Consider the following 21,088-nt stretch of genomic DNA (forward strand, 5'->3'; position numbering starts at 1 on the left):
CGTTTCCGATACCCCTTGAACCTTTTCGCGCGGTCCCTATAACGCAGGACAATTTGGGCGCATGGGGGCGTCCTGACTCGCAGACAATCAAAGGAACCAGGCCATGCCCAGAAGAACCGACATCCAGTCGATCATGATCATCGGGGCGGGGCCCATTGTTATCGGTCAGGCTTGCGAGTTCGACTATTCCGGCGCTCAGGCCTGCAAGGCGCTGCGTGAAGAAGGGTACCGGGTTATCCTGGTGAACTCAAACCCAGCCACGATCATGACCGACCCAGGGCTAGCCGATGCCACTTATATCGAGCCGATCACCCCCGAGGTCGTCGCCAAGATCATTGAGAAAGAACGCCCTGACGCACTGTTGCCCACCATGGGCGGCCAGACTGGCCTGAACACTTCGCTGGCGCTGGAAGAAATGGGCGTTCTGGACAAGTTTGGCGTCGAGATGATCGGCGCCAAGCGCGACGCCATCGAAATGGCCGAGGATCGCGCCCTGTTCCGTGAGGCGATGGACCGGCTGGGCATCGAAAACCCCAAGGCCGAGATCGTAACCGCGCCCAAGGATGACACCGGCAAGAAGGACCTCGATGCTGGTGTCGCACTGGCCCTGAATACTCTTGAAACAGTGGGCTTGCCCGCGATCATCCGCCCCGCCTTTACTCTGGGCGGCACCGGCGGTGGTGTCGCATATAACCGCGAGGATTATATTCATATTTGCCGTTCGGGTATGGATGCCTCGCCCGTTGGCCAGATCCTAATCGACGAAAGCCTGCTGGGTTGGAAAGAGTACGAGATGGAGGTAGTGCGCGACACTGCCGACAACGCCATCATCGTTTGCTCCATCGAAAACGTCGACCCGATGGGCGTGCATACCGGTGACTCGATTACAGTTGCCCCGGCCCTGACGCTTACAGACAAAGAATACCAGATCATGCGCAATCACTCGATTGCCGTGTTGCGTGAAATCGGCGTCGAAACCGGCGGATCGAACGTGCAATGGGCGATCAACCCGGTTGATGGCCGCATGGTCGTGATCGAGATGAACCCACGCGTGTCGCGGTCGTCTGCGCTAGCGTCCAAGGCAACCGGTTTCCCGATTGCCAAGATCGCGGCCAAGCTGGCCGTGGGTTACACGCTGGACGAACTGGACAACGACATTACTAAGGTCACGCCTGCGTCGTTCGAACCGACCATCGACTATGTTGTCACCAAGATCCCGAAATTCGCGTTCGAGAAATTTCCGGGCTCCGAACCTTACCTGACCACCGCCATGAAGTCGGTTGGTGAGGCAATGTCCATCGGCCGCACGATCCACGAATCGATGCAAAAGGCTCTGGCTTCGATGGAATCGGGTCTGACCGGGTTTGATGAGGTCGAAATCCCCGGCCTGAACGTCGGCGTCTGGGAAGAAGCCGATGACAAAGCCGCTGTCATCAAGGCAATCAGCCAGCAGACCCCCGACCGTCTGCGCACCATCGCTCAGGCCATGCGCCACGGTCTGACCGACGATGAAATCTTCGGCGTCACCAAGTTCGATCCTTGGTTCCTGGCCCGCATCCGCGAGATCATAGAGGCTGAACGTGTGGTCCGCAAAGACGGTTTGCCAGTTACCGAAGAGGGCATCCGCAAGCTGAAAATGCTGGGCTTCACTGACGCACGTCTGGGCAATCTGACCGGTCGGGATGAGGACAACGTCCGCCGTGCCCGCCGCAATCTGGGCGTCAACGCTGTATTCAAACGGATCGACACCTGCGCCGCCGAGTTCGAGGCGCAGACGCCTTATATGTATTCAACCTACGAAGCGCCCATGATGGGTGAGGTCGAGTGCGAGGCGCGCCCCTCTGACCGCAAAAAGGTTGTCATCCTCGGCGGTGGTCCGAACCGGATCGGTCAGGGTATCGAGTTCGACTATTGCTGCTGCCACGCCTGTTTTGCACTGACCGAAGCGGGTTATGAAACCATCATGGTCAACTGCAACCCCGAGACGGTCTCGACCGATTATGACACCTCGGACCGGCTATATTTCGAACCGCTGACCTTTGAGCACGTGATGGAAATCCTGACGAAGGAACAGGAAAACGGCACGCTGCACGGTGTGATCGTTCAGTTCGGCGGTCAAACTCCGCTGAAACTGGCCAACGCGCTTGAGGCTGAGGGTATTCCGATCCTGGGCACCACACCGGACGCGATTGACCTTGCTGAAGATCGTGAACGGTTCCAAGCGCTGGTCAATGATCTGGGCCTGAAACAGCCCAAAAACGGCATCGCCTCGACCGATGAACAGGCGCTGGAGATTGCTGATGAGATCGGCTTCCCGCTGGTCATCCGCCCCTCCTATGTTCTGGGTGGTCGCGCGATGGAAATCGTGCGCGATATGGAGCAGCTGAAGCGCTATATCAACGAGGCCGTTGTGGTGTCGGGCGACAGTCCGGTTCTGCTGGACAGCTACCTGGCCGGTGCGGTCGAGCTGGACGTGGACGCGCTGTGCGACGGTACTGACGTGCATGTTGCTGGTATCATGCAGCACATCGAAGAGGCTGGCGTGCACTCGGGTGACAGTGCCTGTTCGCTGCCGCCTTATTCGCTGTCGAAGGAAATCTTGGCTCAGATCAAAGATCAGGCGTTCAAACTGGCCAAAGCGTTGAATGTTGTGGGCCTGATGAACGTACAGTTCGCCATCAAAGACGACGAGATCTACCTGATCGAGGTGAACCCGCGCGCCTCGCGGACCGTACCCTTTGTCGCCAAGGCGACCGACAGTGCCATCGCGTCGATTGCCGCGCGTGTCATGGCCGGTGAGAAGCTGGCGAGCTTCTCGCAGCGGCCGCCCTATCAGGAAGGTCAGGACACCAAGATCGCTGACCAGATGACGCTCGCTGATCCGGACATGCCGTGGTTCTCGGTGAAAGAGGCGGTTCTGCCCTTCGCCCGCTTCCCCGGTGTCGACACCATTCTGGGCCCTGAAATGCGTTCGACCGGTGAGGTTATGGGCTGGGACCGCGACTTCCCGCGCGCCTTCCTCAAGGCGCAGATGGGGGCCGGTATGGTCCTGCCGTCCTCGGGTCGTGCGTTTATTTCGATCAAGGATGCCGACAAGACACCGGCAATGCTTGAAGCCGCGCAGGTGCTGGCCGAGCAGGGTTTCTCGCTTGTGGCGACACGCGGCACCCAGGCGTGGCTGGCTGAACAGGGCGTAGCCTGTGATGTGGTCAACAAGGTCTATGAGGGCCGCCCGGACGTGGCTGACATGCTGAAAGACGGTCAGGTACAATTGCTGATGAACACCACCGAAGGTGCACAGGCGGTCGAGGACAGCAAGTCCATCCGCTCGATCGCGCTGTATGACAAAATCCCCTACTTCACCACCGCTGCTGCCAGCCACGCCGCAGCACTGGCGATCAAGGCGCAAGCCGAAGGGGATGTTGAGGTGAAATCGCTGCAGGGCTAACCGGCCACAAGCGGCGAAATCCGCGCATTTTGAACCAAACACTCCGCGCCCGTTGACCCCGTGTCACCGGGCGCGCATCTTTTCTGCAAACGAGCAGAAGGAAAAAGAAATGCGCAGGTTTATAGTTTTTATCGGTCTAATGATTCTGGCCGCATGTGACGTACCGCTGATTCCGTTGATCTGATACGGTTTTCGGCACTGTTTTACTTTCCCTGTGCCGTTGCACGCCGCATGATGCTGGCCTGAACCGACCAGGGAAGCCATGCACCTGTACACCACATATGGAACCAATGACTTAGCAAAGGCCATTCGGTTCTATAACGCGGTCTTTTCCGTTCTGGATCAACCGCGCCTTCCCGGATGGTCCAAGGATCGTGCAGGCTGGGGAACCGATCCCGACGCCGGAACCGGGTTTTGGGTTTGCACGCCATTTGATGACGGTCCCGCCAGCGCGGGCAACGGAACGATGATTGCGTTCCCAGCAAGTAGCGCGGCGCAGGTCCGGCGATTTCACGCGGTAGGATTGAAGCATGGCGGCACGGACGAAGGTGCGCCGGGAACACGGGATTATTACGCGCCCGATTTTTATGTCGCTTATCTGCGAGATCCGGACGGCAACAAGCTGTCCTGTTTTTACCATCAATACGATCCGGCAAAGGATGCGGGCGACTGAAACAGCCGCCCGCATCCATCAGGCCTGTGCTGCCTCGCGTTTTTCATCGCGTGCAAAGAACACCATGTAAAAGACCGGAGCCGCGACCATGGTGAGGATCGTGGCAAAGGCCAGACCGCCCATGATCGTCACCGCCATCGAGCGGAAGAACGCATCCGTCAGCAATGGTGCCATCCCTAAAATGGTGGTGATTGCTGCCAGCATCACAGGGCGCAGACGCGAGACCGAGGCTTCGACAATCGCCTCTCGTAGGGGTTTGCCGGTAGCGCGAACTAGGTCAATTTCTTCCACCAGTACGATCCCGTTCTTGATCAGCATTCCCGACAGGCTGAGCAGCCCCAGCAGCGCGGTGAAGGTAAATGGCAGACCCGTACCCAGCAGCCCGATCACGACGCCGTTCACCGACATCGGCACCAGTAGCCAGATGATGATCGGCTGGCGGATCGCGTTAAAGATCAACACTGAGATCAGCACCATGATCAGGAGGCTCAGAGGCAACTGACGTCCGAGGCTTTCGTTGGCCTCGCCCGCGTTTTCGAACTCGCCCCCCCATTCCATCCGATAGCCCGGCGGCAGGTCCATGTCTTCAATGGCTGCGCGCACCTCGGAATGGACTTGTGCTGCCGTCATATCGGGTGGGATGTCGGCCCCTACCGTAATCGTGAGCACTCGGTCACGACGATGCACCAACGTGTTGAGTGGTTTGTATTCGAACCCATCGACCATTTGCTCGATCGGAACGAATTTTTCCGACTCTTCCGAAAACACGACCTGATCGACGATCGAGTAATCTCCGTCAGCTGGCCGACGCAGAATGATGGGGATTAGACGGTCCCGTTCGCGGAATTCTCCAGCCGTGATCCCGTCCGTCGAAAACTGCAGAGTCGCAGCAATATCTTCACGGGACACACCTGCGGTCTGGGCGCGCTCGGTTGCATAGATCGGCTGCACTGCCAGCTCCTGCTCGCGCCAGTCGTGATAGACGTTCAGCGCATTCGGCGTAGCTTCGCGCATTTTCAACACGGCCTCATCAGCCAATTGACGCAATACAGCCGGATCACTGCCCGAAAACCGCGCCTGAATCGGATCGCCGCCACCCGGGCCGAAGATCAGCCGCTTGGTGCGGAACTTACCTTCGGGGAATTGCGCCTGACCAAATGCTTCCAGATCCGCCTGCAGCACCGGAATGTCATCTAGTGTCTCAGTGCGGATGATCATGTGCCCGTAGCCTGGGTTCGGTTTTTCGGCTGAATAGGTCAGCAGAAACCGGGTTGCGCCCTGTCCGACAAATGTGGTGACAGACACAACATCGTCCCGCTCGGCCAGCCAGTCTTCGAAAACTGCCATATCTTCGGCCGTGCGCGCGATGGGCGTGCCCTGCGGCAGGTTGTAGTGCACAAAGAACAGCGGTGTGTTCGAGTCGGGGAAGAATTGCTGTTTCACCAGCCCGAAGCCCGCGAAACAGGCCACGGTCACCCCAATCAGCGCGGCAATCACCAACCAACGCATCCGCAAGGCCCAGCGCAAAATGGCTCCGTAGACGCGGAACATGATGCCGCCATAGGCATCCACCGCGCCCTCTTCGCCCTGCTTGAAAAAGTAATGACCCAGCATCGGTGTCACCGTCAGCGCCAGAACCCAGCTGAGCAACAACGAGATACCGATCACCGCGAACAGCGAGAACAGGAACTCACCCGTCGCGTCCGGGCTGAGACCGATTCCGGCAAAGGCCATAATGCCGATAACCGTCGCGCCCAGCAGCGGGATTTGCGTTTTCGACGCCGCCTCATCCGCCGCATCGCGGGAGTTTTTACCGCGCAGCATGGCGATCTGCATCCCCTCGGCCACCACGATGGCGTTGTCCACCAGCATCCCCATCGCGATGATCAGGGCACCCAATGAAATACGCTCCATCTCGATTGAGAAGATCGACATGAACAGCAGTGTCCCCACCACGGTCAGCAACAGGGTCGAGCCCACGACCACCGCCGCGCGCCAGCCCATGAAAATAGCCAGCACCGCCACAACGATGCTGACCGACATAGCCAGATTCACCAGAAAATCGTTCGAGGCCTGCTCGACCACCACATGCTGCTGATAGATAGGCAGGATTTCGACGCCAAAGGGAATCTGAGGATCCAGCTCTGCGAATTTAGCATCGGCACGCTGACCGACTTCGACGATATTCTCGGTCGACAGGCCCGCGATGCCCAACGTGAATGCTTCGGTCCCATTGAAACGGATCATGACATCGGGGTCGGTCTGACGGCCGCGGAAGACGTGCGCCATGTCGAACAAGTTGATCACCTGCCCTTGCGACCCGAGCGACAATCCGGCGATGGCTGAAACCGTGTCCGACCCTTCGGCGGTCAGGATCGTGGTGCGGTCATTCTCTGTTCGGACCGAGCCCGACGCATTCACCGAATCCGCGTTGGCAATCGCCTCGTTGATGGACGTGATGGGAACGTTCTGGTTCACGGAAATGGCCAGATCGGGCTCGACGAAAATTGCCTCGTCCGGCAGGCCCATCACCTCGACATCCGCAACGCCGGGAACGGTCAGCAGTTCGCGCCGCAGGAAGGTGGACAGCTCGTGTTTCTCGGCGTCTGAAAACCCTTCGGCAGTGACCGCATAAAACAGGCCGAACACGTCGCCGAACCCGTCATTCACCATTGGTTGGCTCACACCCGATGGCAACGCACGCGATGCATCGCGCACCTTGGCGCGCAGCTTGGTCCATATCTCAGGCAACTCCGTGCCGTCATAGGTCGATTTGATCTCGACCTCGATCAGCGAAAACCCAGGCTGGTTGACCGAGGTGATCGTATCAACCTCGCCCATCTGCTGAATGGCAGATTCCAATGGTTCCGAGACCTCCAGCGCCACTTCTTCCGCTGTGGCACCGGGGTATTGTGTTGCAATAACGGCATTCTTGATGGTGAAGGCCGGGTCTTCCAAACGACCCAGTGACAGGAAACCCCAGATACCCCCAAACAGGGCAATCAGGATAATCAGCCAAGTATAGATCGGCCGGTCGATTGAGGCGCGTGCGATGTTCATCTGTTTGCCCTCAGTTCGCAAAACCAGCAAAGCGTCGCACGGCCTGACCATCGGTCAGCGCACTTCCACCCGCAACAACGATTTCGTCGCCATCAGACAGGCCGGTCAGCACCCGAACTTCGCCCGTCTGAGTGGGTTCGATGGTAACTGGAACGTATCGGACGGCGCCTTCATCGGCACCAACTGGCGAAAACACCATGACGCCCAGCGCACCATCAGCGCCTGCAACAATGGCCGCAGCCGGAATGACGATACCGGTCCGACCATCCTCTACCTGAACATTCACGGTCACGGACGAGCCCGGCAGGATTTGCAGCCCCTCAGGCGGGGTCAGGCCAAACTGGATACGAAAGGTCTGCCCAACGGTCGAGCTTTCTGCATCAAATTCACGAATCTGAAGCGGAAACACCTCGTCACTAACCGGAAACTTCGCAGTGATTGTGTAGCTGTCTTCCTGACCTGTGCGCTGAAACAGGATCTCGGGCACGTCGACCTCGATCCGCAACTCGGACATGTCGTGGATGCGCACGATGGGCGCGCCAGCGGATACTGTGGTAAAGGCTTCGACCGCCCGGCTGGACACCAGTGCGTCGAACGGCGCGGTCAGAGTGGCATGCTCCAGATCGTATTCCGCGTCCCGCACTGCGATATCAGCCAATTGGGCCTCAGTCTCGGCATCATCCACGGCCACTTGGCTGGCCGTGGTACCCCTTAGGCGCGACAGGCGGGCTACAGTCCGGTCCGCCTGATCCTTTTGCAGAACCGCGCGGTCGTACCGGCGCTGGAACGGTGCCTGATCCAGTTGCGCAATCAACTCACCCTTGGGGATCACAAAGCCTTCGGACACAGGCATCTCAACGATCTGCCCCGAGACCTGAAATGCTAGGTCGACGGTTTGCCTTGCCGCCACGCGCCCAAAGAACTGGCGTGAAAAGCCCGGCGCGGTTTCGCGCACTTGCATCAGCTTGACCGGTTTGGCTGTGTCTTGCGCCAGAACCGGTGTCGTCAGTGCGATCAGGGTCGCACTCAGAAAAGAGAGGAGTTTCATTTCGTCAATCCCTCGGGAATTCCTGTTTTCAGGATGTTGTCTCGGATTTTGCGCGCCAATCGCGCGAATTCGACGGTTTCGTTCGCATCCAATCCAGACGCGCGATGAAAAAGGTCTCCGGCTTCGGACACCAGCATGTCCCTAGCTTCTTCACCCTGCTCGGTCAGAACCAGCAGCCAGGCACGGCGATCTTCGGGGTCACGTTCGCGGGTCAGGTAGCCAGCTTTTTCCAAACCGTCCGCCGTGGCGGTTATGGTCGAAGGGACACTCAGCATATCTGCTGCAAGAACGCCCATACGCTTGGGTTGATCCAGTTTGATCAACATGTGGCATTCCGGATGGTTCAGTTCCGTTTCAATGCAATCGAACGCCTCTTCCAGTTTCCAATACAGGGCATACACACCCATGATAGACTGAATTTCCGGGCTTAGGCGGCCTAGCCTGTCGCTTATGTTGTCTGGCATTGGGGGCTCCGTGTGTCCGCGGCGTCATATACTTCAGATTATGAACCATTCAAGATGTGAAGCAGTAATTTAACCGATTTGATTGCATTCCCTTGGGTCACCTTATCTTGATCAAAGCCCGCAGCGACTGCATTTTAAGCGGATTCGAAACATTCAGGACCCGCCATGTATACGCCCGCAATCACCGGCACCGGTGTTTTCACGCCCGAGAACGTCATCACCAACGCCGAACTTGTCGCCGCCTTCAACGCCTATGCCGACGCGCAGAACGCCAGGAATGCCGACGCGATTGCAGCGGGCGAGGTCGAGCCAATGCAGCATTCGTCCGAAGAGTTCATCCTCAAGGCATCGGGTATCGAGAACCGTTATGTGATGGATAAATCCGGCGTGCTGGACCCGGACGTGATGCACCCCCTGCTGCGCCAACGTGGCGATGACGAACCCGGCATTATGACCGAGATGGCCGTGGATGCCTGCAAAAAGGCGCTGGCTCAGGCGGGCCGCAGTGCCGAGGATGTTGATCTGGTGATATGCGCCGCGTCAAACCATGAACGCGCGTATCCTGCGATTGCAATCGAGATTCAGCAGGCTTTGGGCATCGACGGCTTTGGCTTCGACATGAATGTCGCCTGTTCATCGGCCACGTTCGGCATTCAGGCGGCAGCAGACATGGTGCGCTCGGGCTCGGTCCGGTCAGCGCTGGTGGTCAACCCCGAGATCTGCTCGGGCCACCTGGAATGGCGTGACCGCGATTGCCACTTTATCTTTGGCGATGTGGCCACGGCCACGTTGGTCGAGCGGATTGAAGACGCAACGGGCCCGCATTTCGAAATCCTCTCGACCCGTTGCGCTACGTCTTTTTCGAACAACATCCGCAACAATAACGGCTTCCTGCGCCGCTCGCGGCCCGATGGGGTTGTCGACCGGCGGGACATGCAATTCATGCAGAACGGCCGCAAAGTTTTCAAGGAAGTACTGCCGATGGTCAGCAAACACATTTCGGATCACATGGAGGCCGAGAACGTAACGAGTGGAGACCTGAAACGCCTGTGGCTGCATCAGGCCAACAAGACGATGAACGACTTCATCGGTAAGAAAGTGCTGGGTCGCGAGCCCGAAGCGGGAGAGCAGCCCAATATTCTACAGGACTATGCCAACACGTCCTCAGCCGGGTCGATCATCGCGTTTTCCAAGTATTCGGATGACCTGACGGATGGAGAAATCGGGCTGATCTGTTCGTTCGGTGCGGGGTATTCGGTGGGGTCCGTGATTGTGAAGCGGCACGAGTAGTGGCCTGTTCGCAGATATCACGTAAGAGAATGTTCGATTGGCCGCTTTGAGCCCAAATCAACCGATGCTGCTTAGCGCACCAATGTCGGCGATGCGCAAGAAGCGGACGTTGCAAAATCACGTTGGCCACGGCGGTGTAATATGTGCAATCGGCCGATTACCCACTTTCGACGGCAGATGATAAGCTTGCGACATAGTATTTCAAAGCGGTCGTTCGCGGCTGGCATGCGATCCAATCCAAGCTGAGCTCGCGCGTGCTAATGCGGCGTTCAAAGGCCGCCACCTAAAGCATGACCAGCGGATACTTCCTGCTTTGAAAATTTGAATGCGATGAACTTCGGCTACATTCCAGAAAGCCCAGCATTGGTATTCAATAGAAACTGGCGGAAAATTGGGCTGCTAGCCGCCCCAATGCCGCGAGCGTTTTCCCCAACCGCAGCGGCCTCAACGACCGGAGGAATCAAGCCTCGTTTGTCTTGGTTGACTAAGTAACGGCGAACCCTAGACACCAGTTCTTCCCGAACCTCAGGCGGGAACGCGCCATCGATGAAAATGGCCTCAAAGTCGATGACAGCACAGATTGAAAGGGCGGCCTTAGCTAATTCTTGCGCCGTGGTGCCAATCCACGGTTCCACATAGCGAGAAATGCTGCTCCAATTCTGCGGCTTCTTCCATAGAATCGCCGGGTCGACACCCGCTTCGATCAATCGGTCCTCAAGTAAAAATAGCGACGCCGTGTCGATCAGTTGCTGGCTCTCACCCAAAGGACCGGTCGTGCGCATGGCGCCCAATGCACCGGCATTGCCTTGGTTGCCTTCGAACACGGTGCCGTTCAATGCAACACCGCCGCCGATCATTGAGCCAATAAAAAAGTAGAAGTAGTCACGGTATTCTGCCCCACGCCCATAGAGATGCTCTGCGTGACATGCGGCTGTCGCGTCGTTGACCACAAAAACCGGCAAATCGCTGAACTTGGCGACCTCGGAAAAGAAATTCACGTTTCTCCAAGACCGAAATTTTTTTGCAGCAAGCCCAGACAGATCGTGCCATTTCCAAAGTTCAAATGGGGTCCCGATCCCGATCCCACAAACACGATCACGAAGCCTCTGAGGCTCGTGGGACAGAAGCGTTTCCAAACCAGACTCCAAAAAACCGAAAATGACCTCTGGTAGCGGATAGTCATAAGTTGTGGAAAGTTGGCGGCGCGGCGTGCCAGTAAAGTCGATCAAGAGCAGATCGGCGCTACGCCGCCCGATCTTCATCCCAACCGACAAGATGCCTTCCGGGTTTAATTCCATAGGGGTTGAGGGCTTTCCAACCTTCCCGCGCAGTGGAGTACCACGCTTGAGAATCGCGTCCTTTTCAAGCTTGCGCAGAATGATTGATACAGTCTGAGGAGACAGGCCTGTTAATCGCGCGACGTCGGCGCCTGCGGCGGGCCCATGCCGTTGTAAAACTGTCAAAATCAGACGCTCGTTGTGATCGCGAACCCCGCTTTGACTTACCCCACCGGTCAGTGTGTTGAGCGCTTCTCTCTCCATAAGACTGAACATAAACACCTTGTTTTCTTATGAAAAGGCACTCCGGTAAATTAATAAATAAACTTTATTTATTTATTGACAGAAAGGCTAGAATCACAGTTTCTTGAAATAGACCTTCATTGGAGGATGAGGGCGAGTCTCGTTGGCCTGCCATGCGGGGCATCAACAATTTTCTGGGAGGACTACATGAAAAATCTATTCAAGATTGCCGCATCTGCTACCGCGCTTACGGTGGCTGCTACATCTGCTCACGCAGCCGGAGAAACCGTTTGTCTGATTACGAAGACAGATACCAATCCATTCTTTGTAAAGATGAAGGAAGGCGCAACGGCCAAGGCCGAAGAGCTTGGCATGACCTTGAAGGCCTTTGCCGGTAAAATCGACGGCGACCATGAAACTCAAGTTCAGGCCATTGAAACTTGTATTCTCGACGGCGCAAAGGGAATTCTTCTGACGGCCTCGGACACAAGCTCGATTGTCCCCGCTGTTCAGCAGGCGCGTGACGCTGGCCTCCTGGTTATTGCTCTGGACACGCCGTTAAGCCCGATTGATTCCGCTGACGCAACCTTTGCGACAGACAACTACAAAGCTGGCCTGTTGATCGGACAATGGGCGAAGGCAAAGATGGGTGACGCAGTGGCTGACGCCAAAATTGCGACGCTTGATCTGAACGTCAGTCAGCCAACCGTGGACGTTCTTCGCAATCAGGGCTTCCTCGACGGCTTCGGTGTGGACCTGGCAGACCCCAATGTCATCGGCGATGAATCTGATGCTCGATTGGTCGGCAGTGACGTGACCGACGGCAACGAAGAAGGTGGGCGCCGCGCCATGGAGAACCTTCTGGCCAAGGACTCGACGATCAACGTTGTTCACACGATCAATGAACCGGCAGCGGCAGGTGCCTATGAGGCTCTGAAATCCATTGGGCGTGAAAACGATGTGCTGATCGTTTCGGTCGACGGTGGCTGCCCCGGTGTACAGAATGTGCAGGCCGGAGTTATTGGAGCTACAAGCCAGCAGTATCCGCTTTTGATGGCTTCGCTTGGGGTCGAGGCTGTTAAAAAGTGGGCTGAGGAAGGCGTAAAGCCCGAAAACACGCCCGGAAAAGACTTCTACGATACCGGAGTCGCGCTCATCACGGACCAACCTGTTGATGGCGTGGAATCGATTTCTGTCGCCGAAGGCTTGGAGCTCTGCTGGGGCTAAAATAGACCTAATGAATGAGGCGCATGGGAGCGCCTCATCACTCCTTTCACCAGCAAACCGAAACTTCCTGTACACTCATCTCGTGGGCATTACGCCGCCCGCGAAAAGGGGGAGATATGTCCGAAGCAAACCAAAGCGCCCAGGAATTTGAATCCGCTGCTAGCAGAACAGAAACTGTTGCGGCTTTTGAGGACCATCGGCGTGGCGTTCTGGGGAGGTTGCAGCATCTTCTCCACGTCAATCCATCTTTTGTGCCGCTTATCGTTCTGGTCGGTGCGATATTGATATTCGGACTGCTATTGGGGTCAAAGTTCTTTTCGCCCTTTGCCATGACCTTGATTCTTCAGCAGGTTCAGATCGTCGGAATCGTGGCCGCAGCGCAAAGTCTGGTCATTCTGACCGCCGGCATTGATCTGAGCGTCGGCGCAATCATGGTATTTTCTTCTGTTATCATGGGGCAGTTCTCTTTCCGATACGGCATTCCAGTGCCAATTGCCGTTATGTGCGGACTTACAGTTGGAACCTTGATCGGAGCATTAAACGGCTGGCTTGTCAGCCGCGTTAAACTCCCTCCTTTCATTGTCACACTAGGGATGTGGCAGATCGTTCTGGCGACAAACTTTCTGTATTCTGCTAACGAGACTATTCGCAGTCAGGACATCGAAGCCAACGCCCCCTTCCTTCAATTCTTCGGAACCAAGTTCAGCATAGGTGGAGCGACCTTTACAGTTGGCGTCATTTTCATGCTCGCCCTGATATTTGTGTTGGCCTATGCACTTAAACACACGGCCTGGGGAAGGCATGTCTATGCCGTGGGTGACGATCCTGAGGCGGCCGAACTGTCAGGTGTCAACGTCCATCGAACACTCATGTCCGTCTATATGTTGTCTGGCTTGATTTGTGCCTTCGCGGGCTGGGCTCTGATTGGGCGCATCGGATCGGTCTCGCCGACATCCGGCCAATTGGCCAACATTGAAAGCATCACTGCTGTTGTGATCGGAGGTATCTCTCTGTTCGGTGGACGGGGGTCCATTCTGGGATCACTATTCGGCGCTTTGATCGTCGGCGTGTTTACTCTTGGGCTAAGGCTGCTCGGCGCAGACGCGCAGTGGACCTTCCTGTTGATCGGTCTTCTCATCATCGCGGCGGTCGCAGTCGACCAGTGGATCAGAAAGGTATCGGGCTAATGTCAGACACAACTCCAGTCGTCCAAGGGCGCGGGATCGTGAAGCGCTATGGCCACGTCACCGCCATCGACCATTCCGACTTTGAACTGCGGCAAGGAGAAATCCTTGCAGTTATCGGGGACAACGGTGCGGGTAAATCTTCCATCGTCAAGGCGATTTGCGGGGCCACCATCCCGGATGAGGGCGAGATCCTGATCGAAGGGAAGAAGGTAAACTTTACCTCTCCAATCGACGCCCGCAATATGGGTATCGAAATCGTCTATCAGCAGCTTGCCATGTCTCCTGCCCTTTCGATTGCGGACAACATGTTCATGGGGCGCGAGATCCGCAAAAAGGGGTTCATGGGCAAATACATGCGTCAGCTCGACCGGCCAGCTATGGAGAAGTTCGCCCGCGAAAAACTGACCGAGCTTGGCCTTATGACGGTGCAGTCGATCAATCAGGCAATTGAGACGCTGTCTGGCGGCCAGCGTCAAGGCGTTGCCGTTGCGCGCGCAGCCGCCTTTGCGACCAAGTTCATCATCATGGACGAACCGACGGCTGCTTTGGGCGTGAAGGAAAGCCGCAAGGTGCTTGAGCTGATCCAGGACGTACGGGCGCGTGGTATTCCGATCATTCTGATCAGCCACAACATGCCGCATGTCTTCGAAGTCGCTGACCGAATTCATGTGCACCGGCTCGGTAAAAGGCTCTGCACGATTGATCCCAAGGACTACACGATGTCCGACGCCGTGGCCTTTATGACCGGCGCCAAAGAACCACCAAAAGAAGACGCCGCGTGATCGAGCAGGATGCAAAGCGCGTGTGCGACCTGATCTCCTCCCGGAGGCAGGTTGGGGTTCGGACGATTGTCGCAATCGCCGGCCCCCCTGCATCCGGAAAGTCGACCCTGGCAGAATCCGTTGTGCAATCGCTGAACGCACAACAGAACTCGGTGGTTCCGTTAGCCACGTTAGTGCCTATGGATGGCTACCATTTAGACAATCGTGTACTTGAAGCGCGAGGATTGCTGGCGAGAAAAGGCGCGCCAGAAACCTTCGATGCAGTTGGGTTTTGCAATGCAATAAAAAAGTTGCAATCCGCGCAGCATGAATCTTTTCACCCCAGATTTGACCGTCAAATGGATCTCGCCATTGCTAACGCGATTGCGGTTCACCCGGACACTCGGACTGTTGTTGTTGAAGGGAACTACCTTCTGATGGATAGCGACCCGTGGAGAACATTGGCGGATGTCTATGCCGCAACGATTTTTGTCAGCCCAACTTTGGAAGAACTCGAAAAGCGGTTGCAACACCGCTGGATCAAGCATGGATTTGATCCGAAAACCGCGTTGCAACGCGCGAAAACGAACGATCTGCCAAACGCTGAACGTGTCATCCGTGATAGCCGGAAAGCCGATCTTACACTGAACCAGAATTACACCGAATTCGGGATGCGCTACGCATTCTGAATTTGCGCATTGGATTCACCCATCCGTTAAAGCAGCACCTCTAGGCGGGTTCAGGTGCAACCAAAATCACTCCATTCACGATGAGGAAACCTCATGAAGTTCTTTGTGGACACAGCAGAAGTAGACGAGATCAAAGACCTTATAGGCTTTGGATTAGTAGATGGTATCACCACCAATCCAAGCCTGATTGCCAAGTCCGACCGCAATTTCAAAGAAGTTATCGCCGAAATTTGCACCCTGACAGATACACCCGTGTCGGCAGAAGTTGCAGCCCTGGATACTGCGGGAATGATTGCAGAGGGAGAGCATCTTGCAGCAATCGCCGACAACGTCGTTGTCAAACTGCCGCTGACACTGGATGGCCTCAGGGCCTGTGCTCATTTCAAAAAGGAAGGGATCAGCACAAACGTCACACTCTGTTTCTCAGCCAATCAGGCACTCTTGGCGGCAAAAGCGGGTGCGACCTATATATCGCCTTTCATTGGCAGATTGGACGACATCAATCTAGATGGGGTCGACCTCATTAGAGATATCCGGAGCATCTTCAACAATTATGGCATTGAAACTGAAATCATTGCAGCATCCATCAGAAGCCCCAATCACATAGCTGAGGCTGCTTTGGCCGGATCAGACATTGCCACGATACCCCCGTCCGTCATCCGCAAACTAGTCACGCATCCGCTCACGAACGCTGGCATTGAACAGTTTCTTTTTGATTGGAAGTCTACAGGGCAATCGATTCTTTAATGGGCTTTCATTTTGATTGAAACGGGATGACCTGAACCAGACCTTGAACGGCTGAGTAGCAAGGCCATGTTTCGGGACTTAAAACTAAATGAGACGCTCCTTGATTTGACAAACAGGCCGAGTTTCGTGGAAAACTGCCAAAACTCCTCTTCAATAGCGGCATGAACACTGCGGCAACAGCAGACCGCTCCAACGTCCGCTTTGTTGAAGTGACTGGAGACTTTGGCGCGGTCGCAGCGACACGTCTGCTTCCCGCCCCGAGCGTCGGACTCAAACGTCCGCTATGGGCTGCCACCGGCCAATCGAGTTGGTTGTAGAGAATGGCAACTCGGAGTTCAAACTTACCAATGCTGCGCTGGGTCCAAATGACAATCTTGGTGCATAAGCGGACCTTCGTCAGCAGGTGTTTCCCGCGAGTTCTTTTTAGGATCGGGAGGCAAGGATTGGTGCCTCCCGTGAATTGATTTCTACTGTGACATCCCTCCTTCGGTCGAGATTTGTTCTTCAACGTGACCTTGGTTGGTGACGTCCGAACCCCGTGGAGGATAGTCCTTGAACGTAGAAAGGTGGTTTTGGACAATTTTCGCAGCAGGACCAAACGCCCACATCTTGTTTCCCATCCACCGAGTATACATACCTGACTCCTCGGCGGCTTTTTCGTAGGGATCTCGGCGCAGGTTGAACAGCAGGGGTGCGTTCAATTCTTCTTTTGGCCCCGCCCAACCTTCGGTCTGGATCGTGAAATGTGCTTTCCAGTCGCCGTGGCGTACAGCTTGCAGGTCCGGTCCTTCGTAGTAGATGATCTCGTCCCGGTTACTTTCGCCTTCACCAGTCAGGAAAGACAGTTGGTTGTACCCATCCAAATGCACCTGATAGCCCTCGTAACCCTCCAGCAATGATCCGGTCAGATCGTCAGGCCCTCCGGCGGCGGCAACAAGGGTGGGCATCCAGTCAAGCCCAGCAAAAATTCCATTGCTCACGGTTCCGGCAGGGACTTTTCCGGGCCAGCGAACGATGGCCGGGACGCGGAAACCGCCTTCCCATGTGGTGCCCTTTTCGCCATGGAATGGCGTTGTTCCACCGTCCGGCCAGGTCATGGTTTCGGGACCGTTGTCAGACGTAAAGACAACAATAGTGTTGTCCGAGACACCCAGTTCGTCCAGCCGGGCCATGACTTTGCCTACGTTGTCGTCCAGCTCTTTCATCACGACGTCCTGCAAACCGCGACCGTCGCCCAGAATGGCCTCGTATTCGGGGCTCAGATGGGTCCAGACGTGCGCGCGCGCCGGTGCCATCCAGACAAAGAACGGCGTGCCGCTGTCGACTGCGCGGTTGATGAAGTCCAGCGTGTGGGCTGTCACCTCGTCGTCCAGCGTCTTTTGGCGTTCGGGCCGGGCCGGGCCATCGTCGATGATGCGTTGCTTGCCAACCAGACCCCAGCGTGGGTCCACAGTTTCATCGACTGTATCCGTGGCATAGGCGTGAATGATGTTCCGGGGGCCAAATGTGTCATTAAATTTCTGATCTTTTGGCCAGTCCGGGTCGGATGTGTATTCCATCGCGTTCAGATGATAGAGCCAGCCCCAATATTCATCAAACCCTTTCACCGTCGGCAGGAATTTGTTCATATCGCCCAGATGGCTCTTGCCGAACTGCCCAGTAGTATAGCCCAGAGACTTTAGCATATTGGCCAGCGTCGGGTCATTTTCATTCAGACCCTTTTCAGGATCTCCGGGCAGGCCGACTGTGTGCATTCCGGTTCGAACCGGTAATTGTCCGGTGATAAATGCGGATCGCCCAGCAGTGCAGCTTGGCTGAGCATAGTAATCCGTCAAACGCATACCGTCGGCAGCGAGTTGATCAAGATTGGGGGTTTTGATGCTCTTCACACCCTGATGATAGCTGCCAAGGCTGGCCCAACCAACGTCATCGGCCATGATGACAAGAATATTGGGTTGGTCGGTTTCGGCCAAAACCGGCAGGGCACAGACCGAAGCTGTGGCCAGCGTGGCGGAAACCGCAATGGATCGAAGAATGAACATTGTTACCTCTGTGGACGTGGAAGACGATATCGATGGTGGGAATATCGAAGGGTCCATCAGGGATAGCGATTGAGAGTTTCTTGTCGCAACAGAGCTTTACCATGATTTCATATTGTGAAAACTAAAACACAAAACCTGAAACAATCAGACCGTATGATGAACGAAAACGCTTTGACCGCCTTTCTCGCATTGGCTGAAACCGGCAGTTTCCAAAACGCCGCTCGTGCGATGGGTGTCTCCAACGCGTCGTTGTCCCGCTATGTCGGGCAGGCTGAGGACCACACGGGACTTGTTTTGTTCCATCGCAGCCGAAACAGCAGCACGTTGACACGCGCGGGGCAGGAGTTCTTGCCAATCGCCCAGGCGTTGCGTGAAGACCTGGACCGCTATGCGACCCGTGTTTCCGGATTGCGAGAAACCGGGCCGGGCACTTTACTGATCGGTTGCGGGCCGCTCACCACGAGGACCCTGATCCTGCCCGTCTTGGGAGCCGTCCGAAGAATAATGCCTGATCTGCGCTTCCGAATTCTGGTGAGTGCCTACGCGCGCCCGCTAGATTTGTTGCAGGATGGGGAATTCGACGTGTTCCTCGGTGATCTGACCTACACACCTGAAGCCGAAGATGTCGAGATCATTGTGATGGAGAAGCAACCCATTCAGTTCGTTGCTCATCGAGATCATGAGATTCATCAGCTCGGCCCGCAAACTATCGCAGGCATCTTCGATTTTCCCTTTGCGTCACCCCATCTCCACAAACATTGGAAAGCCGCTTTGACAAAAGCGCTTGGTGGCGGCGCCGAGGCGGTCAAAAAGGTCGATGCGCAGCCGCATATCGAATGCGACGACTACAACCTCCTGACTGGACTTCTGGCAGAGCCTGAATTTATCGTTGGAGGGATGCCGGACACATTCGCAGAGCTGATCCGTGCAAAGACCGCAAAACCCGTGTCGATGAAACAGACCCTTACCTGGAACATTTGCGCAGCGCGCAAGTCGCAGAACACGTCTGCCGCGGTTGAATTGGTTTGGAATGAACTTGCCAAGTATCGGGCGTGATCGGTGGCGGGAGGCACAGGGAGACCTGTAACTGAAGCGTTTTCTGGCCCAAACGTAGGTCGTTTTCTTAGGCCCGGTAGAATTGCCGAAGTTCCGCTTAGGTACCGAGAACAGCTTTTTTAATGCAATTGACCAACGTCAGCAAAGGTCCGCACTGCAGACATACACTGAATTTACCTGAATGACCGCACCGAGCCCAACCTGCTCGTTCGTCAGGTTGCAGCGAATGGCCGGTTTTAGTAACCGTTGGCAGGTGCAGACTGCATCGGCGCGGATTTGTGAACAGCTACGCCAATCATGACGAGGGCCACGCCCAGGACATCCACAGCGCTCGGAACCTGACGCAGGACAGTCGCGCCGATGATCGTGGCGGTCGCTGGCAGAAGAGCCAGAAGGAACGCGAAGCTGGCGAGTGGCAAGCGGGCCATCGCGAGCTGATCGCAAACATAGGGGATGACCGAGGAACAGATGCCGACGCCGATCCCGGCCAGTACTAGCAGGGGCGCACCAAAAGCGTCGAGGGCTTGCAGGAAGCCAATGGGCATCACGAAGATGAAGGCCGCTGTCATGGCAGCGCCAAGGCGCTCCACACCGCCCGACGCGCCACCTTCGGAAATCTTGTGGCCGAGGACGATGTAGAGAACGAAAAGCGATCCGTTCAGCACCGCCCAGAACAAGCCAAGAAGATCAGATGTGAGATCAGGTCCATCCGCCGCCAGTAGCGACGGCACGTCGATCAGGAGGGCCACGCCGATGATTGCGAAGGCGAAAGCCAGATAGTTGCGCCCAGTGCGGAGGCCCCAAAGGGCAATCACGATGGTACCGACGAATTCGATAGCTGCGACGAGCGCAATCGGTAGCCGGTCGAGGGCCAAGTAGAAAGAGCTGTTCATCACCGCGAGGCAACCTCCAAGCCCGAGAAGGAGAAGGCGCGCACGGGGCGTCGATTTCCTAAACGTGCGCCAGGGTTTCGTGATGGGCGCGAAGACCAGGGCCGCCGAAGCAATGCGGAACCAGGCAACGCCAAGCACACCAACGACCGGAAAGAGTAGAACCGCGAAGGCCGGGCCGAGATAATGGAAAACGGCGGAGACGCCGAACCAAGCATGAGGGGGAACGGCCTCGGACATGCGCAACATGGCTCTGGTGGCATTGGCTACGTCGGGATTTACGGGAATCTGATCTGACATGCTAATATAATGCAAGGTAATGGCGGCTTTTTGTATGGAGATCAGATATGCCTATGGCGAAATTAAACGCACGAAAGAAGGGAGAAGCAAATTCAAACCTTCGATCCGAACAAAGTGATCTCGACAGCGTTGATGCTGCGATTCTCCGGGAACTCTGCGCAGATGCCCGCATCCCACGCGCGGAGCTGTCCCGTCGTGTCGGTCTATCCGCCCCAAGTGTTGCAGACCGTGTGAGGCGTCTTGAGGACGTGGGCATCATCACCGGATATGGCGCTCGTATTGACCCGGCCCGACTTGGCTATAGCCTGACAATCCTTATCCGCGCGCGTCCGTTACCAGGTGAAATGAAGAACATGATCGAAGCGATTCAGGATACGCCGCAGATTGTCGCTTGTGATCGTGTGTCCGGCGAGGATTGCTTCGTCGCACGGGCACATGTCCACGACGTAGCCGAGATGGAGACCGTGATCGACCGGATCGTACCCTTCGGCGCGACCAACTCTTCCATCGTACAGTCGTCACCGGTCAAAGAACGGCTGGTCGAACTTTAGGGTCTTGCAAGCGAAAGCGGACGTTGACCCAATGGTCGCTTTGCCCGGATACTGTTGAAGAAGTCGATGTTTTGGCTGGTTTGACGGCTGTCGAGATTTGGGGTGACGCGCCTTTTCTTCATGTGGGGGCTGGTG

At 56.2% G+C, this 21,088-nt stretch carries 16 protein-coding genes; 10 read left to right on the top strand and 6 right to left on the bottom strand.

Features of this window, described 5'->3' with window-relative positions:
- The first annotated feature begins 103 nt into the window (after positions 1-103).
- Positions 104-3,448, top strand: coding sequence for a carbamoyl-phosphate synthase large subunit (carB, locus tag ACR0DT_RS08295; protein WP_480710256.1), 3,345 nt, complete (start codon positions 104-106; stop codon positions 3,446-3,448).
- A gap of 262 nt (positions 3,449-3,710) precedes the next feature.
- Positions 3,711-4,121 (top strand): VOC family protein, encoded by a 411-nt coding sequence (locus ACR0DT_RS08300; protein WP_480710257.1) that lies wholly within the window; start codon positions 3,711-3,713, stop codon positions 4,119-4,121.
- Between the two features lie 18 nt (positions 4,122-4,139).
- Here the strand turns inward: ACR0DT_RS08300 and ACR0DT_RS08305 are convergent, their stop codons facing one another.
- Genes ACR0DT_RS08305 through ACR0DT_RS08315 form a run of 3 tightly spaced genes read right to left on the bottom strand, consistent with a single transcriptional unit; the run spans position 4,140 to position 8,693 of the window.
- On the bottom strand, positions 4,140-7,181 hold the full coding sequence (locus tag ACR0DT_RS08305) for an efflux RND transporter permease subunit (protein ID WP_480710258.1): 3,042 nt from the start codon (positions 7,179-7,181) through the stop codon (positions 4,140-4,142).
- Positions 7,182-7,191: 10 nt separating this feature from the next.
- Positions 7,192-8,229: an efflux RND transporter periplasmic adaptor subunit gene (locus ACR0DT_RS08310; RefSeq protein WP_480710259.1), complete on the bottom strand. Its 1,038-nt coding sequence runs from the start codon at positions 8,227-8,229 to the stop codon at positions 7,192-7,194.
- Positions 8,226-8,693 carry a MarR family winged helix-turn-helix transcriptional regulator gene (locus ACR0DT_RS08315; protein ID WP_480710260.1) on the bottom strand — a complete coding sequence of 156 codons (468 nt, stop codon included), beginning with the start codon at positions 8,691-8,693 and terminating at the stop codon, positions 8,226-8,228. The genes ACR0DT_RS08310 and ACR0DT_RS08315 overlap by 4 nt, the downstream gene beginning before the upstream one ends.
- 165 nt (positions 8,694-8,858) lie before the next feature.
- Between ACR0DT_RS08315 and ACR0DT_RS08320 the strand changes: the two genes are divergently transcribed.
- Complete coding sequence (locus tag ACR0DT_RS08320) at positions 8,859-9,983, top strand: beta-ketoacyl-ACP synthase III (RefSeq protein WP_480710261.1); 1,125 nt, start codon at positions 8,859-8,861, stop codon at positions 9,981-9,983.
- Between the two features lie 341 nt (positions 9,984-10,324).
- Here ACR0DT_RS08320 and ACR0DT_RS08325 read toward each other — a convergent pair whose 3' ends face one another.
- Entirely contained in the window at positions 10,325-11,524 is a 1,200-nt protein-coding gene (locus ACR0DT_RS08325) for an ROK family transcriptional regulator (protein WP_480710287.1), read from the bottom strand.
- A 186-nt stretch (positions 11,525-11,710) separates the two neighbouring features.
- Between ACR0DT_RS08325 and ACR0DT_RS08330 the strand changes: the two genes are divergently transcribed.
- From ACR0DT_RS08330 to fsa, 5 genes are all read left to right on the top strand, one after another.
- A complete protein-coding gene (locus tag ACR0DT_RS08330) occupies positions 11,711-12,730 on the top strand; it encodes a substrate-binding domain-containing protein (RefSeq protein ID WP_480710262.1) in 1,020 nt (339 codons plus the stop codon).
- Between the two features lie 116 nt (positions 12,731-12,846).
- Positions 12,847-13,917, top strand: coding sequence for an ABC transporter permease (locus ACR0DT_RS08335; RefSeq protein WP_170744518.1), 1,071 nt, complete (start codon positions 12,847-12,849; stop codon positions 13,915-13,917).
- Positions 13,917-14,699, top strand: coding sequence for an ATP-binding cassette domain-containing protein (locus ACR0DT_RS08340; protein WP_170546784.1), 783 nt, complete (start codon positions 13,917-13,919; stop codon positions 14,697-14,699). Before ACR0DT_RS08335 ends, ACR0DT_RS08340 begins: the two co-directional genes overlap by 1 nt.
- Before the next feature lie 20 nt (positions 14,700-14,719).
- Positions 14,720-15,367, top strand: coding sequence for a nucleoside/nucleotide kinase family protein (locus tag ACR0DT_RS08345; RefSeq protein ID WP_480710288.1), 648 nt, complete (start codon positions 14,720-14,722; stop codon positions 15,365-15,367).
- Positions 15,368-15,460: 93 nt separating this feature from the next.
- A complete protein-coding gene (gene fsa / locus ACR0DT_RS08350; RefSeq protein ID WP_480710263.1) occupies positions 15,461-16,114 on the top strand; it encodes a fructose-6-phosphate aldolase in 654 nt (217 codons plus the stop codon).
- A 467-nt stretch (positions 16,115-16,581) separates the two neighbouring features.
- Here the strand turns inward: fsa and ACR0DT_RS08355 are convergent, their stop codons facing one another.
- On the bottom strand, positions 16,582-18,156 hold the full coding sequence (locus ACR0DT_RS08355; protein WP_480710264.1) for an arylsulfatase: 1,575 nt from the start codon (positions 18,154-18,156) through the stop codon (positions 16,582-16,584).
- Between the two features lie 153 nt (positions 18,157-18,309).
- Between ACR0DT_RS08355 and ACR0DT_RS08360 the strand changes: the two genes are divergently transcribed.
- Positions 18,310-19,212, top strand: a complete 903-nt coding sequence (locus tag ACR0DT_RS08360; RefSeq protein ID WP_480710265.1) for a LysR family transcriptional regulator — start codon at positions 18,310-18,312, stop codon at positions 19,210-19,212.
- 236 nt (positions 19,213-19,448) lie between these two features.
- Here the strand turns inward: ACR0DT_RS08360 and ACR0DT_RS08365 are convergent, their stop codons facing one another.
- Positions 19,449-20,402, bottom strand: a complete 954-nt coding sequence (locus tag ACR0DT_RS08365) for an EamA family transporter (protein ID WP_480710266.1) — start codon at positions 20,400-20,402, stop codon at positions 19,449-19,451.
- Positions 20,403-20,455: 53 nt separating this feature from the next.
- Here ACR0DT_RS08365 and ACR0DT_RS08370 point away from each other — a divergent pair, with 53 nt between their 5' ends.
- Positions 20,456-20,953, top strand: a complete 498-nt coding sequence (locus ACR0DT_RS08370) for an Lrp/AsnC family transcriptional regulator (protein ID WP_480710267.1) — start codon at positions 20,456-20,458, stop codon at positions 20,951-20,953.
- The last annotated feature ends 135 nt before the right edge of the window (positions 20,954-21,088 follow it).

Source organism: Ruegeria sp. BI11 (assembly GCF_056538005.1).

What these genes read in the sequence shown, in the direction of transcription:
- ACR0DT_RS08325 (WP_480710287.1), bottom strand. Translation starts at nt 11,524, where the DNA reads ATGGAGAGAGAAGCGCTCAACACACTGACCGGTGGGGTAAGTCAAAGC.
- ACR0DT_RS08360 (WP_480710265.1), top strand. Translation starts at nt 18,310, where the DNA reads ATGATGAACGAAAACGCTTTGACCGCCTTTCTCGCATTGGCTGAAACC.
- ACR0DT_RS08340 (WP_170546784.1), top strand. Translation starts at nt 13,917, where the DNA reads ATGTCAGACACAACTCCAGTCGTCCAAGGGCGCGGGATCGTGAAGCGC.
- ACR0DT_RS08330 (WP_480710262.1), top strand. Translation starts at nt 11,711, where the DNA reads ATGAAAAATCTATTCAAGATTGCCGCATCTGCTACCGCGCTTACGGTG.
- ACR0DT_RS08315 (WP_480710260.1), bottom strand. Translation starts at nt 8,693, where the DNA reads ATGCCAGACAACATAAGCGACAGGCTAGGCCGCCTAAGCCCGGAAATT.
- ACR0DT_RS08320 (WP_480710261.1), top strand. Translation starts at nt 8,859, where the DNA reads ATGTATACGCCCGCAATCACCGGCACCGGTGTTTTCACGCCCGAGAAC.
- fsa (WP_480710263.1), top strand. Translation starts at nt 15,461, where the DNA reads ATGAAGTTCTTTGTGGACACAGCAGAAGTAGACGAGATCAAAGACCTT.
- ACR0DT_RS08310 (WP_480710259.1), bottom strand. Translation starts at nt 8,229, where the DNA reads ATGAAACTCCTCTCTTTTCTGAGTGCGACCCTGATCGCACTGACGACA.
- ACR0DT_RS08370 (WP_480710267.1), top strand. Translation starts at nt 20,456, where the DNA reads ATGGCGAAATTAAACGCACGAAAGAAGGGAGAAGCAAATTCAAACCTT.
- ACR0DT_RS08355 (WP_480710264.1), bottom strand. Translation starts at nt 18,156, where the DNA reads ATGTTCATTCTTCGATCCATTGCGGTTTCCGCCACGCTGGCCACAGCT.
- ACR0DT_RS08335 (WP_170744518.1), top strand. Translation starts at nt 12,847, where the DNA reads ATGTCCGAAGCAAACCAAAGCGCCCAGGAATTTGAATCCGCTGCTAGC.
- ACR0DT_RS08365 (WP_480710266.1), bottom strand. Translation starts at nt 20,402, where the DNA reads ATGTCAGATCAGATTCCCGTAAATCCCGACGTAGCCAATGCCACCAGA.
- carB (WP_480710256.1), top strand. Translation starts at nt 104, where the DNA reads ATGCCCAGAAGAACCGACATCCAGTCGATCATGATCATCGGGGCGGGG.
- ACR0DT_RS08300 (WP_480710257.1), top strand. Translation starts at nt 3,711, where the DNA reads ATGCACCTGTACACCACATATGGAACCAATGACTTAGCAAAGGCCATT.
- ACR0DT_RS08305 (WP_480710258.1), bottom strand. Translation starts at nt 7,181, where the DNA reads ATGAACATCGCACGCGCCTCAATCGACCGGCCGATCTATACTTGGCTG.